A 15,471-nucleotide genomic window follows, 5' to 3' on the forward strand; every position below is an offset into this window, starting at 1 on the left:
TTTCCGACGCGGTCGTCGGCACGGTGACGCATTGTAACGGAAAGCCGAGCAGCATGCTCGGCCTTACCATTCCTTACGCGGCCTCTACCTGCACGGGTACGCCATTGAGGGCCGCATTGCCGGAAACCTGGTCACGCAGGCGCTCATCGGTGAGGTCGTTGGCGCTCACGCCAGGTTGCGCCTGGGCGATCTGCATGTGCACGCCCTGACGAGAGTGACCGAAGCCATGAGGCAGGCTGACCACACCCGGCATCATGTCCTCGCAGGCCTGCACCTCGACTTCAAGGTCCCCGGTACGCGAGCGGATACGAACCCGCTGGCCGTCCTGCAGCTGCCGCTGCTGCAGGTCCTGCGGGTGCATCAACAACTGATGTCGCGGTTTGCCTTTCACCAGCCGATGAAAATTGTGCATCCACGAATTGTTGCTGCGTACATGACGACGGCCGATCAGCAGCAGCTCGCCCGGCGCCGGAGGGGCTTGTTGCGCCAGCCGGCCGAGGTCGTCCAGCAGTACCTGGGGCGCCGCTTCGACTGCCTTGCTGGCAGTCGTCAGGCGTGCAGCGAGATTGGCACGCAATGGCCCAAGGTCGAGGCCATGCGGGTGCTTGTCCAGCGCTGCCAGCGACAACTGCCAGGGCGTCGCTTCACCATAGCGCCCCTTGCGCAAGGCCAGGTCGATCATCTGCGCTGGAGCCCAGGTCGGCTTCAATTCCAGCTCGGCGCGTTTGGCGAACGCTTGGGCCAGCCCGACGAAAATCTCCCAGTCATGCAATGCGCCTTCGGGCTTGGCCAGGATCGCCCGATTGAAGCGTGTCACGTTGCGCACGGCCAGCAAGTTGAACGTGCTGTCGTAATGGTCGTTTTCCAGCGCCGAGGTGGAGGGCAGGATCAGATCGGCATGGCGGGTGGTTTCGTTGATGTACAGGTCGATGCTGAGCATGAATTCCAACCCCTCCAGCGCCACATCCAGCTGGCGGCCGTTCGGCGTGGACAGCACCGGGTTGCCGGCCACCGTCACCAGCGCGCGCACCTGCCCTTCGCCGGGTGTGAGCATTTCCTCGGCCAAGGCCGCCACGGGCAGTTCGCCGCCGTACTCGGGCAAGCCCGACACCCGGCTCTGCCAAGCGTTGAAATGGCCACCCGAGGTGGTCGCCACCAGGTCGACGGCAGGCTCGGTGCACAACGCGCCGCCTTCACGGTCAAGGTTGCCGGTCACCAGGTTGATCAGTTGCACCAGCCAGTGGCAAAGGGTGCCGTAGGCTTGGGTCGAAACCCCCATGCGGCCGTAGCACACCGCCCTGTCGGCCGCGGCGAAGTCCCGTGCCAGCTGGCGGATGTCTGTCGCGGCAATGCCACAGTGCCCACTCATGGCCTCCGCGCTGAACGGCGCGATCGCTTCGCGCACCTGCTGCAGGCCGGCGACCGGCAAGTGCGAGCCGCGCGCCAGGCCTTCAGCGAACAGGGTATTGAGCAAGCCACACAACAAGGCCGCATCCCCTCCAGGGCGAATGAACAGGTGACTGTCGGCCATCGCCGCTGTTTCGCTGCGTCGCGGGTCCACCACCACCAGGCGCCCACCCCGGGCCTGCAGGGCTTTCAGTCGTTTTTCCACGTCCGGCACGGTCATGATGCTGCCGTTGGATGCCAGCGGGTTGCCGCCAAGGATCAGCATGAAACCGGTCTGGTCGATGTCCGGGATCGGCAGCAGCAGGCCATGGCCGTACATCAGGTGGCTGACCAGGTGCTGCGGCAACTGGTCCACCGAGGTGGCAGAGAAGCGGTTGCGGGTTTTCAACAGGCCCAGGAAGTAGTTGCTGTGGGTCATCAGGCCGTAGTTGTGCACGCTCGGGTTGCCTTGGTACACCGCCACGGCATTGCGCCCACGGGCCCGCTGGATCGCCCACAGCCTGTCGGCGGCCAGGGCAAAGGCTTCGTCCCAGCCGATGGCCTGCCAATGCTCGCCCACCCGCTTGTGCGGTTGGCGCAGGCGGTCGGGGTCATTCTGGATGTCCTGCAAAGCCACGGCCTTTGGGCAGACATGGCCACGGCTGAACGGGTCCTGGGGGTCGCCCTTGATCGAACTGATCAGCGCCCGCCCGTCGACGTCATGGCTGACTTCGATGTTCAGCCCACAGATCGCTTCGCACAGGTGACAGGCACGGTGATGCAGGGTCTTGGTCATGGCCGCCTCTGCCTTGTTGTTATGGAGGATGTGTAGAGGGTTGTCGAACATCGACTATGCGCCCAGCACCGGCCACCGGCCAGCGCGCTTCGTGGCGTGAATCCACCGACATCAGGCACACGATTTGCGACAGCCATTTGCCAAATTGCCGGCAAGCCGTGTACAACCCTCTGTAGCAAATAAAAAACAGCACTGCCCGTCGGGTAAAGACACCCTTTGCAACACCCTTTGATACTGGGCAGCTGTTTCCCCTCTTGGCTTCAGGCGACATTTACTTATAGTATTGCGCCTTTCCCTATTTCGTCCGCCCCCGTGCGGCTTACGCCGCAGGTCACTCCCGTTGTCAAAAAAAACCATACGGTCGACCTGCATACAGTTGCAGATAAGGTAGTCAATCATGAGCGCTAGGCACTTTCTCTCCCTGCTGGACTTCACCACCGACGAATTGCTCGGTGTGATCCGCCGCGGCATCGAGCTGAAGGACCTGCGCAAGCGAGGCGTGCTGTTCGAGCCCCTGAAGAACCGCGTGCTGGGCATGATCTTCGAGAAGTCCTCGACCCGTACCCGCGTGTCGTTCGAGGCCGGCATGATCCAGCTCGGCGGCCAGGCCATCTTCCTGTCCCCGCGCGACACCCAGCTGGGCCGTGGCGAGCCGATCGGCGACAGCGCCATCGTGCTGTCGAGCATGCTCGATGTGGTGATGATCCGTACCCACGCCCACAGCACCCTGACCGAATTCGCCGCCAATTCGCGTGTGCCGGTGATCAACGCGCTGTCCGACGAGTCGCACCCATGCCAGCTGCTGGCCGACATGCAGACCTTCCTCGAACATCGCGGCTCGATCCAGGGCAAGACCGTCGCCTGGATCGGTGATGGCTTCAACATGTGCAACTCGTACATCGAGGCAGCCAGGCAGTTCGACTTCCAGCTGCGCATCGCCTGCCCGGAAGGCTACGAGCCGGACCCACGCTTCATGGCCATTGGTGGTGAGCACGTGCAGATCGTGCGTGACCCGAAGGAAGCCGTGCGCGGCGCCCATCTGGTGACCACGGATGTCTGGACTTCCATGGGCCAGGAGGAGGAAACTGCACGGCGCCTGGCGCATTTCGCGCCTTACCAGGTCACCCGCGAACTGCTCGACCTGGCGGCACCCGACGCCCTGTTCATGCACTGTCTGCCAGCCCACCGTGGTGAGGAAATCAGCCATGACCTGCTCGACGACCCACGTTCGGTCGCCTGGGACCAGGCTGAAAACCGCCTGCATGCACAGAAGGCCCTTCTCGAATTCCTTGTAGAACCGGCTTACCACCACGCATGAGTCAACCCCTACTGCTCAACCTGCGCAACCTCGCCTGCGGCTATGGCGACCAGCGCATCGTCCAGAACCTCAATCTGCACCTGAACGCAGGCGACATCGGTTGCCTGCTGGGTTCATCCGGTTGCGGCAAAACCACTACCCTGCGCGCCATCGCCGGTTTCGAACCCGTGCACGACGGCGAGATCCAGCTGGCCGGCGAGGTCATTTCCCGGGCCGGCTTCACCCTGGCCCCGGAAAAGCGCCGCATCGGCATGGTGTTCCAGGATTACGCGCTGTTCCCGCACCTGACCGTGGCGCAGAACATTGCCTTCGGCATCGCCAAGCACCCGCGCCAGGCCGAGGTCATCGAAGAGATGCTCGAGCTGGTCAAGCTGGGCGGCCTGGGCGGGCGCTACCCGCATGAACTGTCCGGCGGCCAACAGCAACGGGTCGCCCTGGCCCGTGCACTGGCACCGGAGCCGCAACTGCTGCTGCTCGACGAGCCATTCTCCAACCTCGACGTGGAACTGCGCCGGCGCCTGAGCCATGAGGTTCGCGACATTCTCAAGAGCCGCGGCACCAGCGCCATCCTGGTGACCCATGACCAGGAAGAGGCCTTTGCCGTCAGCGACCAGGTCGGCGTGTTCAAGGAAGGCCGCCTGGAACAATGGGATACACCCTACAATCTTTACCACGAGCCGCAGACGCCATTCGTGGCCAGCTTCATTGGCCAGGGGTATTTCATCCGTGGGCAGATGATCAGCCACGAGGCGGTCAATACCGAGCTGGGTGAATTGCGCGGCAACCGTGCCTACATCATGGCGCCGGGCAGCTCGGTGGATGTGCTGCTGCGCCCTGACGATATCGTCCACGCACCGGGCAGCGCACTGCAGGCGAACATCGTCGGCAAGAGCTTCCTTGGAGCATCGACCCTGTACCGCCTGCAGTTGCCGACCGGCAGCCAGCTGGAGGCGATCTTCCCTAGCCATAACGACCATCAGGTCGGTGAGGATGTGGGAATTGCGGTCAAGGCCGATCACCTGGTGCTGTTCCCGGTCCCGGGCAGCGTGGCGGCGCAGTTGCCGCGGCAGGAGAACGGCGTGCGCCGGTACAGCTCGGCGACCTGATTCGAAATTTTGGGGCCGCTTTGCGGCCCTTTCGCCGGCAAGCCAGCTCCCACAGAATCACCACATGCCCTGAAGGCAACGCTGTACCTGTGGGAGCTGGCTTGCCGGCGATGGACTGCAAAGCAGCCCCAAGATTCTCAGCCTCTACCGATCCCGGCAAACTTGCCCTGGGTGTGCTCGGCCAGCACTACGGCCGCCAATTCCACTTCCAAGCCACGCCGCCCGGCGCTGACATGGATGGTTGCAAAGTTCTGCGCCGAGTCATCGATGAAGGTGCGCAGGCGCTTCTTCTGCCCCAGTGGGCTGATCCCCCCTACCAGATATCCCGTGGCCCGCTGTGCCGCCGCCGGGTCGGCCATCTCGCACTTCTTCACGCCCGCGGCATGGGCCAGGGCCTTGAGGTCCAGCGTACCCACCACGGGCACCACCGCCACCAGCAATTCTCCCTTCTCGCTGCTCGCCAGCAAGGTCTTGAATACCTGCTGCGGGTCGAGACCGAGCTTTTCCGCCGCCTCAAGGCCATATGACGCCGATTTTGGGTCATGTTCGTAACTGTGCACACGGTGCTCGGCACGGTGTTTCTTCAACAGGTCTAGGGCGGGGGTCATGCAGGGGCTCCGGTCGGGACAGCTCGGCGGCTACTTTAGGACAATTCCCACACCGCAGCCAGCGCACCGCAATTGCGCGCCTCTAGTACGCGGATCCGCACCTGAAATCAGCATCCAGATCGTGACCGACCGTTCACTTTCGACCTTTGACATCAGCGTTTCTTGTCTATATTTTTTCGTTTCTGAATAAATGGTGCACTTTTAAGGTGCAATTCCTACATCTGCCTGGGGTCAACGGGGATAGACTCCGGGCTTTGCTGTCGAGCGCCACGCGCCTCACAACAAAAAAAACGAGGTCATACATGACGACTGCTCTACGCCAACCTGCGCTTTCCAGCCAATGCCTGGCCGAGTTCCTCGGCACTGCACTGCTCATCTTCTTCGGTACCGGCTGCGTCGCCGCGCTCAAGGTCGCGGGCGCCAGCTTCGGCCTGTGGGAAATCAGCATCATCTGGGGCGTGGGCGTCAGCATGGCGATCTACCTGACCGCCGGGATTTCCGGCGCGCACCTGAACCCGGCGGTGAGCATCGCCCTCACCCTGTTCGCCGGCTTCGACAAGCGCAAGCTGCCCTTCTACATGCTGGCCCAGGTGTGCGGCGCGTTCTGTGGCGCAGCATTGGTCTATACGCTGTACAGCAACCTGTTCTTCGATTTCGAACAGGCCCATGCCATGTTGCGCGGTAGCGAAGCCAGCCTGGAGCTGGCCTCGGTGTTCTCCACCTACCCGCACCCATCGTTATCCACCGGCCAGGCGTTCCTGGTCGAAGTGATCATCACCGCCATCCTGATGGCCGTGATCATGGCCTTGACCGACGACAACAACGGTCTGCCGCGCGGCGCCATGGCCCCACTGCTGATCGGCCTGCTGATCGCCGTGATCGGCAGCGCCATGGGCCCGTTGACCGGCTTTGCCATGAACCCGGCACGCGATTTCGGGCCAAAACTCATGACCTTCCTGGCCGGTTGGGGCGAAATCGCCTTCACTGGCGGTCGGGACATGCCTTATTTCCTGGTTCCAGTGTTCGCACCGATCCTTGGCGCCTGCCTGGGCGCCGCGACCTATCGCGGCTTGATCGCCCGCAACCTGCCAATGGCAGCCGCTGTGAACCCTGAGACAAATGACAATCGCCAGGGCGATACTCAAGTCAATTGACGCCGGCATCACGCCCAGCCCTGACCCCCCTATTTTCGCAAGGCCTACGACCATGACAGACACCCAGGATAAGAACTACATCATCGCCCTGGACCAGGGCACCACCAGTTCGCGGGCCATCATTTTCGACCGCGACGCCAATGTGGTGGGCACCTCCCAGCGCGAGTTCGCCCAGCATTACCCGCAGGCGGGCTGGGTCGAGCACGACCCGATGGAAATCTTCGCCACGCAGAGCGCGACCATGGTCGAGGCCCTGGCCCAGGCGGGCATCAGCCATGCCCAAGTCGCGGCACTGGGTATCACCAACCAGCGTGAAACTACCGTGGTGTGGGACAAGGAAACCGGCCGTCCGGTGTACAACGCCATCGTCTGGCAGTGCCGCCGCAGCACCGAAATCTGCGCGCAGCTCAAGCGCGACGGCCATGAAGACTACATTCGCGAAGCCACTGGCCTGGTCACCGACCCGTACTTCTCCGGCACCAAGCTGAAGTGGATCCTCGACAATGTCGAGGGTGCCCGCGAACGCGCCGAGCGCGGCGAACTGCTGTTCGGCACCATCGATACCTGGCTGATCTGGAAGTTCTCCGGTGGCAAGGTACATGTCACCGACTACACCAACGCCTCGCGCACGCTGATGTTCAACATCCACAGCCTGCAATGGGACGACAAGCTTCTGGAAATCCTCGGTATCCCACGGCAGATGCTGCCCGAGGTACGCCCTTCTTCCGAGGTATACGGCCACACCAAGAGCGGCATCGCCATTGCCGGTATCGCCGGTGACCAGCAGTCGGCACTCTTCGGCCAGATGTGCGTGGAGCCGGGCCAGGCCAAGAACACCTATGGCACCGGCTGCTTCCTGCTGATGAACACCGGCGATCAGGCGGTGAAATCGTCCCATGGCCTGCTCACCACCATTGCCTGCGGCCCCCGAGGCGAAGTGGCTTACGCGCTGGAGGGCGCGGTGTTCAACGGTGGTTCCACCGTGCAGTGGCTGCGTGACGAACTGAAGATCGTCAACGACGCACTGGATACCGAATACTTCGCCAGCAAGGTCAAGGACAGCAACGGCGTATACCTGGTGCCCGCCTTCACCGGCCTGGGTGCACCGTACTGGGACCCGTATGCCCGTGGCGCACTGTTCGGCCTGACCCGTGGCGTGAAGGTGGACCACATCATCCGCGCCGCACTGGAATCGATCGCCTTCCAGACCCGCGATGTGCTCGACGCCATGCAGCAGGACTGCGGGCAACGCCTGTCCGAGCTGCGCGTGGACGGCGGTGCGGTGGCTAACAACTTCCTCATGCAGTTCCAGGCCGACATCCTGGGCACCTGCGTGGAGCGGCCGAAGATGCGCGAAACCACGGCGCTGGGTGCGGCCTACCTGGCAGGCCTGGCCTGCGGTTTCTGGAGCGGCCTGGACGAACTGCGCGACAAGGCGATCATCGAGCGCGAGTTCAGCCCGCAGCTGGATGAAACGCAGAAAGAGAAGCTGTATGCCGGCTGGAGGAAGGCAGTGGACCGTACCCGTGACTGGGAAGATCACGAGGCCTGATGCCCGGCGCGAAAGCTTGCCCAAACCCTGTGGGAGCGGGTTTACCCGCGAAGATGGCACCGGCTACGCCGGTGTTCGCGGCTGAAGCCGCTCCCACAGGGACCAGTACAGCTTTTGGGTTTTGTGCATGACGAGCGCCGCAGCAAGGACCGCGTGAAGCAACGGGCCTGTTAGTCTACTGGTCGTAATCCCCGTCCTACGGCATCATTGCAGCATTTGTCCGGCAGCCCCAAAGGACCGCCCATGAATCTGCCCCCTCGCCAACAACAAATCCTCGAACTGGTGCGCGAACGCGGTTACGTCAGTATCGAAGAAATGGCGCAGCTGTTCGTCGTTACACCGCAAACCATCCGCCGTGATATCAACCAGTTGGCCGAGCTCAACCTGCTACGTCGCTACCACGGGGGCGCGGCCTACGACTCGAGCATCGAGAACACCGCCTACGCCATGCGCGCCGACCAGATGCGTGACGAAAAGCAACGCATCGCCGAAGCCGTGGCCCGGCAGATTCCCGACCATGCCTCGCTGTTCATCAATATCGGCACCACCACCGAATCCATCGCCCGGGCGCTGCTCAACCACAACCACCTGAAGGTCATCACCAACAACCTGCATGTGGCCGCGATCCTTGCCGCCAAGGACGATTTCGAAGTGCTGGTGGCGGGTGGCACGGTGCGCCGTGATGGCGGCGTTGTCGGCCAGGCCAGTGTCGACTTCATCAACCAGTTCAAGGTCGACTTCGCCCTGGTGGGCATCAGCGGCATCGATGAAGATGGCAGCCTGCTCGATTTCGACTACCAGGAAGTGCGGGTGTCCCAGGCGATCATCGCCAATGCCCGACAAGTGATCCTTGCTGCCGACTCCAGCAAGTTCGGGCGCAACGCCATGGTGCGCATGGGCTCGATCAGCCTGGTCGACTGCCTGGTGACCGACCAGGCGCCAACACCAGCCCTCACCCAGCTGCTGAACCAATACAAGATACGCCTCGAAGTAGTTTGAGCCGCCAGCGGGCTGTAAGCGGCCCGCCATTTTCGTAAATGTTCACTTTATTGTCATCTGATCAGTTTTTTCTATAAAGACTGACTGGCGACCGGCTTTCTGTTGCGCTAGTATTTTCGAAAACGAACATCAATGTTCATATTCGATGTGAACAGCCCCAGGAGGCCTTGCCCGTGTCCCAGCCCGTTTCGTCCCAGCCCCCAGTCGCCGACTGCTATGACCTCGTCGTGATCGGCGGCGGCATCAATGGCGTGGGCATCGCTGCCGACGCCGCCGGGCGTGGCCTCAAGGTATTTCTCTGCGAAAAGGACGACCTGGCCCGGCACACCTCGTCGGCCAGCAGCAAACTGATCCACGGCGGCCTGCGCTACCTGGAGCACTACGAGTTCCGCCTGGTGCGTGAAGCGCTGGCCGAGCGCGAAGTGCTGCTGGCCAAGGCCCCGCATATCGTCAAACCAATGCGCTTCGTGCTGCCGCACCGCCCGCACCTGCGCCCGGCCTGGATGATCCGCGCCGGCCTGTTCCTGTATGACCACCTGGGCAAGCGCAAGCGCCTGGGCGCCTCGCGCAGCCTGCGCTTCGGCCCGGGCTACCCGCTCAAGCCGGCGATCACCCGCGGCTTCGAGTACGCCGACTGTGCCGTGGACGACGCTCGCCTGGTAGTGCTCAACGCCATGGCTGCCCGCGAACATGGCGCGCAGATTCGTACCCGTACCCGCTGCCTGCGCGCCGAGCGTTCAGATGGCCTGTGGCAGGTTGAACTGCAGCATGCCGACGGCAGCTTGCAGAGCATTCGCGCCCGCGCCCTGGTCAACGCCGCCGGCCCCTGGGTCGCCAGCTTCATCAAGGACGACCTCAAACTCGACGCGCCTTACGGCATCCGCCTGATCCAGGGCAGCCACATCATCGTGCCGCGCCTGTACGAAGGCGAACATGCCTACATCCTGCAGAACGAAGACCAGCGCATCGTTTTCTGCATCCCCTACCTCGACCGCTTCACCCTGATCGGCACCACCGACCGCGAATACAGCGGCGACCCGGCCAAGGTGGCGATCACCGAGCAGGAAACCGACTACCTGCTGAATGTAGTGAACCAGCACTTCAATCACCAGTTGAGCCGCAGCGATATCCTGCACACCTACTCAGGCGTTCGCCCGCTGTGCAACGATGAGTCGGACAACCCCTCCGCGGTCACTCGCGACTACACCTTGGCGTTGTCCGCAGGCGAAGGCCAGGCACCCTTGCTGTCGGTATTCGGCGGCAAGCTGACCACCTACCGCAAGCTGGCCGAGTCGGCCATGGGCGAGCTGAAGCCGTTCTTTAACCAGATGCGAGGCAGCTGGACAGCTGAGGCCGCGCTCCCCGGAGGTGAAAACATGACCACCGTCCATGCCCTGGTCGACGCCATCCTGGCGCGCTGTTGCTGGTTGCCGGTAGACATCGCCAAACGCTGGGCAGTCACCTACGGCAGCCGCGTCTGGCGCCTGCTGGATGGCGTGCATGGGCCTGAAGATCTCGGCCAGTCGATTGGCGGTGGCTTGTTCAGCCGCGAAGTGGACTACCTGTGCAACGAAGAATGGGCATGCGACGCCGAAGACATTCTCTGGCGCCGCACCAAGCTGGGGCTGTTCACCAGCGCCAGCGAACAGCAAGTACTCAGGGAGTATCTGCAACAACGCGGACAAGATCAGGCACGCATCCAAGCGGCCTGATCGGTGCCGCCTCGCAGCCTTCAGGCGCGGGGCGGTTTACACTAGGTTGCATAGCGCGAGCGCGCCCACACTTCGGTGGTCAGGATGCGCATCAAGTTCGACTCTTCTGCAGCGTGCTGCTGCATCAGGGACCGTGCTCGCTCGTCATACTCGTGTTCCTGGCCAGCCCTGGCCTGTTCTTCGAGTACCTCCAGGCGATCATGGTACGGCGCGCCCAGCACCTCGAAACGCTCCGGGAAAGTTTCGCGCAGGTAGCTCTGCCAGAAGGGGCGTTCGACAAGTGCGTCCAACATGGCAACCGGGGTCCTGGAACGCAGTACCTCAAGTTCCGCATGGCTCAGGTCGGCCATGGTCACATTGGCGAATGAGGCAAAGTGCATTTCATCGGGCGGTACCGGCAAGTCGAGTGCTCCCGCTAGCCGCGAGCGGTAGTACAACCGCACCTCGATTTCATCGACCCTGCGCAAGCCCTCCTGGCGCAACCGCTGTACATGCCTGTTGGCGATCTCGTCCAGCAAGTCCAGGCGGTGCAATTGCCGCCCCAGACGCAACAACCGATTCGCCCTCAGCTCAGTGGGTATCCCCTCGATACCCCGGTAGGCCAGGATGCCGACTTCCAGCTGGTTGAGCATCAGCAACAGGCGGTCCTCGCAACTGCGCGGCGCATCGGCTTCGCGGAACAATAACTCACGTAATGCTTCGTTGTTTTCGCAGGCATCAAGGATGCGCCATATGCGGCGACGGAAATAGCGCGGGTGGGATTCGAAATCCTCACTTTCGGCAAAGTCGGCCAGGAACCTGAACAACCCACCCGAACCAGGCTCTTCAGTCAGGCGATCCCAGGTAGCTTCCCGCTGACTCCTGAGCAGATCGCTCCTGGACATGACCCAGTTAGCCCGGGTCTGCTCATCGACCACCTCATGGGTATAAGCTGCACTGCCTCTGGCAGCCGCGTCGTTGAAACCACGTGCTTCGTCCAGATATTGCACACTGCTTTCCGTCAACGGGTTGTCATGAAGGTTCAGGCGCTGAAGACGCAAGCGCAGGCCGCGCATTTCCCGTTGCAACTCGCTGATCCTGTTGTCACGCAAATCGATATGGGCGCGCAACGTCACGTTTTCATGGACCTGGCGGATATCCACCTGCCCGGTAGAGCGTAACCGCACATCGCGAACATGCGGCAAGGCGGAGAGGTCCGGCATGCCATTGAGCGGGTTGTAGCTCAATATCAACGTATCAAGGCGGCGTAACTGGGCCAGGCGCTGGCTGCCCGTCTCGTCCATGACGATACGGTTGTTGCCCAGGTCCACCCTTCTGAGCTGGGTCAGGCGCTCGATTCCGTCCGGCACCTGGACAAGCTGATTACCGCTCAGGTCGAGATCGACAAGGTTCGGGAACAGGCTGAGGAACTGGGCGTCGATGGCCGGCAGCTGCATATTGCGCAAAGCCAGACGGCGCACATGCACAAAATCCACACCTGCCGGCAAGGTCGGCAACGCCCCTACCTGCTCGCCTTCGATGGTCAGTTCGTACTGATCGTTGCTATCGACCAACTTGCGTCGCCAACTGCGCCGCAGTGTGTCCGCAACACGGCGACGACGGATGGCATCGATCGGTGTCCGCCAGCCGGCCTGCCATTGTCGCAATGCCTCACGCAGCTCGGTGAGTTACTGGCGCGAAGTGTTTCCAGAAGGGAAGCACTGCTGTGATCCAGAATTTCCTGAGCCCCTCTGGGCGACAGGCCCTTGAATGCCTCCATCAATTGCTTCCCGTCATCCGAAGGCGTTTCACTCAGCGTTTGCAGTTCGTCCTCGAACGCAGTGCCGGTGAGGGCTGGATACCGTCGGCCCAGCTCGATGCGCTCATGGATGTCCAGCAACCGCGCCGGAGGGGCTGCATCTTCCAGGCTCAAGCGCCGCAACTGAGCAAGTTGAATGCCGGTAACTTCGAGCATTAAGCTGGCATCATCCGACAAGGTATCGGCAAAGTGCTCTCCTTGCAGTTGATCGAGCAACGCCAACACCTGCTCTTCAACAGGTGCATAACGAGGCGCTCGACCCAGCTTCACACCGCCCTCAGGCGTTACTTTTGGCGCCAACCCATCGACAAAAGGTAGCCGCCTCGCTATGTGGACCGCCCCTGCGGTCACACCTGCCAGTACCAGACCCTGCGCAACGGCAAACAGATGGTCCAGCGCCCCTTGACGATCACCCAACTGCCAGTCCTGATATCCCTCATACACCTCATCAAGCAGCTGCACCGCGCCAACGGCCAACATCAGCTCGCCCAGCCCGGGCACGAAGAAAGCTGCCATACCCATCAGGTCCAGACCCGCGCTGGCCATTTCCTGCAAACGCTTGTGCCTGGTCATTCGATCTTCAACCCCCGTCGGGACAGCGAGGTAGCAAGCGTCATCGAATATTTTTGCCATCAGCAAGGCTCGTACATGAGCGAACATGTCGCCGTCGACAGGCCGATTTCGTCCGTCCAGTTCCATTGGCTTGCCGGGCTCCGATGCGGCCAGCAAGCGCATCAGGTTCTTCTCGAACTGGCTTTTGTCCTGCGCCTTGATGAAACGGCCGAAGAACCGACGGAAAGACTGCTGCTGCAGGCGAATGAAAAAAGCGCTGTACACTTCATCCCATGAGTCGTAATAACGCAGGCTTTTTTCTGGGTCATCAGGAATCCAGACAATGATTTCGTCAATGTCTGCATCCGGCGCAGGCCGCCATTCGAAGGCGACAACCCCGACCATACATTTGCCCAGCAGATACAGTTGGCTGGGTGTCAGCGTACCTCCCCGGTATGTCGGTGAGGGCGACTTGAAGACCTTTTGCAGCCGCTGCAGATCCCGCTCGTCCAGTTCACCCTTTAACCGTCCCTGATAAAGCGAAACCTGCATCTGGGTACGCACGCTGCTCTCGAACAGCTGCTCTATCTGCCTTCCGGCCTGATGCTCAGGTTGATTGCGACCGGCCTTGGGGTGCAGGAGCCGCTTCAGGAGCGACTGATACTGCCCGCCAATGTCCAGCGTGCGAGTCAGCCTGGCAAAATCCTCATACGTCATGGCCAGCCTTACCCCGTTCGGGTCGACAAGATGGGCCTTGCGCATCAGCCATGGCAGGGTTTCATGCTCTTCGAAATTATGCAGCGCGGCCGCAAGAAGGCTCTGCCGCGTTGAATACGTGATCCTTGGCTGATAAAGCTTTTCCGCAGCCGAAGGGAGAGGAAATTCTTCGGAAACGACCACGCACGCCCGTCGTGTGTCGATATCACCAAGCCCCTGCTCCAGCAAAGCCTGCTGCAGCAGCGGGGCGGCGAAGTCTTCAAGGCCAGGGATGCTGCCAAGCAAGTGCTTCAAGTCATTTGCACTTTGTTGCTGCGCCCGCAGCGCCTGGTGATAAGCGCTGATGTGATGCTTTTCGGCAGTTGTCAGCCAAGCAGGTAGTTGCCGCGCGATCAGATGATCGATAGAGGTCGTGGGGATGCTTTGCGCAGTTGCCATGTTGGTGTTCTCCGTACCTGAAAGGTTCAGGACACCACGCTGCTGGTGCGTACTGGCGGTATATAAAGCCCCTCGGCCTGCCAGGCACCCGGACACCTTCGTTCGGATTCCCGAACAGCAACTAGCAACTCATTCGGAAACCCGTTCGAAAAAAGCGGTAAAACCTAGGCCAAAAAAGATTAATCCCATGGATTTTCGCGGCGTTATGATCGTTATCAGAGCTTGGCACGACTCATGCTCTACACTTGGTAGCCGAATGCACTCGCTTCTAGCGGTATTCGTTGAACGAAAGAGTCCGCCAACGGCTCCATAAAAAAAACAAACACGTCGAGGAAAATTTGATGCGCATCGTTCGTCAATTGCTGGGCGCCGCCATCGCGGCCGCTGTGATCGCTTCGCCGGCCATGGCCGAAGAACTGACCGGCACCCTGAAGAAGATCAAGGATTCGGGCACCATCACCCTGGGCCACCGCGACTCCTCCATCCCGTTTTCCTACCTGGCCGGCAAGCCCGAGCCCGTGGGTTACTCGCATGACATCCAGCTGGCCGTCGTCGAGGCCCTGAAGAAGCAGCTGGGCACGGACATCAAGGTCCGTTACAACCTCGTCACCTCGCAGACCCGCATCCCGCTGGTGCAGAACGGCACCGTGGACCTGGAGTGCGGCTCCACCACCAACAACGTCGAGCGCCAGCAGCAGGTCGGCTTCTCGGTCGGTATCTTCGAAGTCGGTACCCGCCTGCTGACCAAGGTCAAGGACGGTCAGCCAGCATACAAGGACTTCCCGGACCTGGCCGGCAAGAACGTGGTGACCACCGCTGGTACCACCTCCGAACGCATCCTCAAGGCGATGAACGCCGACAAGCAGATGAAGATGAACGTGATTTCCGCCAAGGACCACGGTGAAGCCTTCAACATGCTCGAAAGCGGCCGAGCCGTGGCCTTCATGATGGACGACGCCCTGCTCGCCGGTGAAATGGCCAAGGCTCGCAAGCCGGCGGACTGGGTCATCACCGGTACCCCACAGTCGTACGAAATCTACGGCTGCATGGTGCGCAAGGATGACGCGGCCTTCAAGAAAGCGGTCGATGACGCCATCGTCGGCTACTTCAAGTCGGGTGAAGTCAACAAGAGCTACGACAAGTGGTTCCAGCAGCCAATCCCGCCAAAGGGCCTGAACCTGCAGTTCCCGATGAGCGACGAGCTGAAGAAACTGATCGCCGAGCCGACCGACAAGGCTGCGGACGAGAAGAAGTCCTGACTCTCAGATAGTGGCCTGGTGCTCAACAGCACCAATCAATACTGCAGGCCACTCATTAGTGTCTAACCTTTCATCC

At 61.5% G+C, this 15,471-nt stretch carries 11 protein-coding genes; 7 read left to right on the forward strand and 4 right to left on the reverse strand.

Annotated elements, in window-relative coordinates; all coding sequences use genetic code 11:
• Window positions 1-73: 73 nt before the first annotated feature.
• Window positions 74-2,182, reverse strand: a complete 2,109-nt coding sequence (locus R9B85_RS06980; protein WP_112250597.1) for a molybdopterin-dependent oxidoreductase — start codon at window positions 2,180-2,182, stop codon at window positions 74-76.
• 397 nt (window positions 2,183-2,579) lie between these two features.
• On the opposite strand from R9B85_RS06980, the gene argF reads away from it, so the two are divergent.
• Window positions 2,580-3,500, forward strand: coding sequence for an ornithine carbamoyltransferase (gene argF, locus R9B85_RS06985; RefSeq protein ID WP_112250596.1), 921 nt, complete (start codon window positions 2,580-2,582; stop codon window positions 3,498-3,500).
• Window positions 3,497-4,606, forward strand: a complete 1,110-nt coding sequence (locus R9B85_RS06990) for an ABC transporter ATP-binding protein (RefSeq protein WP_025340392.1) — start codon at window positions 3,497-3,499, stop codon at window positions 4,604-4,606. Before argF ends, R9B85_RS06990 begins: the two co-directional genes overlap by 4 nt.
• A gap of 137 nt (window positions 4,607-4,743) precedes the next feature.
• On the opposite strand, the gene ybaK is transcribed toward R9B85_RS06990, so the two are convergent.
• Window positions 4,744-5,214 (reverse strand): Cys-tRNA(Pro) deacylase, encoded by a 471-nt coding sequence (gene ybaK / locus R9B85_RS06995; protein WP_105945838.1) that lies wholly within the window; start codon window positions 5,212-5,214, stop codon window positions 4,744-4,746.
• A gap of 302 nt (window positions 5,215-5,516) precedes the next feature.
• On the opposite strand from ybaK, the gene R9B85_RS07000 reads away from it, so the two are divergent.
• The 4 genes from R9B85_RS07000 (at window position 5,517) to glpD (ending at window position 10,631) form a co-directional block, all read left to right on the forward strand.
• On the forward strand, window positions 5,517-6,368 hold the full coding sequence (locus R9B85_RS07000) for an MIP/aquaporin family protein (RefSeq protein ID WP_112250595.1): 852 nt from the start codon (window positions 5,517-5,519) through the stop codon (window positions 6,366-6,368).
• 52 nt (window positions 6,369-6,420) lie between these two features.
• Window positions 6,421-7,920, forward strand: coding sequence for a glycerol kinase GlpK (gene glpK / locus R9B85_RS07005; protein ID WP_423770924.1), 1,500 nt, complete (start codon window positions 6,421-6,423; stop codon window positions 7,918-7,920).
• A 243-nt stretch (window positions 7,921-8,163) separates the two neighbouring features.
• The gene (gene glpR / locus R9B85_RS07010) at window positions 8,164-8,919 is read left to right on the forward strand and encodes a DNA-binding transcriptional repressor GlpR (protein ID WP_046614760.1); all 756 of its coding nucleotides are present in this window, start codon (window positions 8,164-8,166) and stop codon (window positions 8,917-8,919) included.
• A 173-nt stretch (window positions 8,920-9,092) separates the two neighbouring features.
• The gene (gene glpD / locus R9B85_RS07015) at window positions 9,093-10,631 is read left to right on the forward strand and encodes a glycerol-3-phosphate dehydrogenase (RefSeq protein ID WP_215520778.1); all 1,539 of its coding nucleotides are present in this window, start codon (window positions 9,093-9,095) and stop codon (window positions 10,629-10,631) included.
• A gap of 41 nt (window positions 10,632-10,672) precedes the next feature.
• Here glpD and R9B85_RS07020 read toward each other — a convergent pair whose 3' ends face one another.
• Window positions 10,673-12,184 (reverse strand): NEL-type E3 ubiquitin ligase domain-containing protein, encoded by a 1,512-nt coding sequence (locus R9B85_RS07020; protein WP_258392793.1) that lies wholly within the window; start codon window positions 12,182-12,184, stop codon window positions 10,673-10,675.
• A complete protein-coding gene (locus R9B85_RS07025; RefSeq protein ID WP_423770925.1) occupies window positions 12,154-14,136 on the reverse strand; it encodes a dermonecrotic toxin domain-containing protein in 1,983 nt (660 codons plus the stop codon). The genes R9B85_RS07020 and R9B85_RS07025 overlap by 31 nt, the downstream gene beginning before the upstream one ends.
• A gap of 341 nt (window positions 14,137-14,477) precedes the next feature.
• Here R9B85_RS07025 and R9B85_RS07030 point away from each other — a divergent pair, with 341 nt between their 5' ends.
• Entirely contained in the window at window positions 14,478-15,395 is a 918-nt protein-coding gene (locus R9B85_RS07030; protein ID WP_112250592.1) for a glutamate/aspartate ABC transporter substrate-binding protein, read from the forward strand.
• Window positions 15,396-15,471 lie beyond the last annotated feature (76 nt).

Origin of the sequence: Pseudomonas sp. NLJ1 (assembly GCF_049486705.1) — a bacterium.
GTDB classification, from domain to species: Bacteria; Pseudomonadota; Gammaproteobacteria; order Pseudomonadales; family Pseudomonadaceae; genus Aquipseudomonas; species Aquipseudomonas inefficax.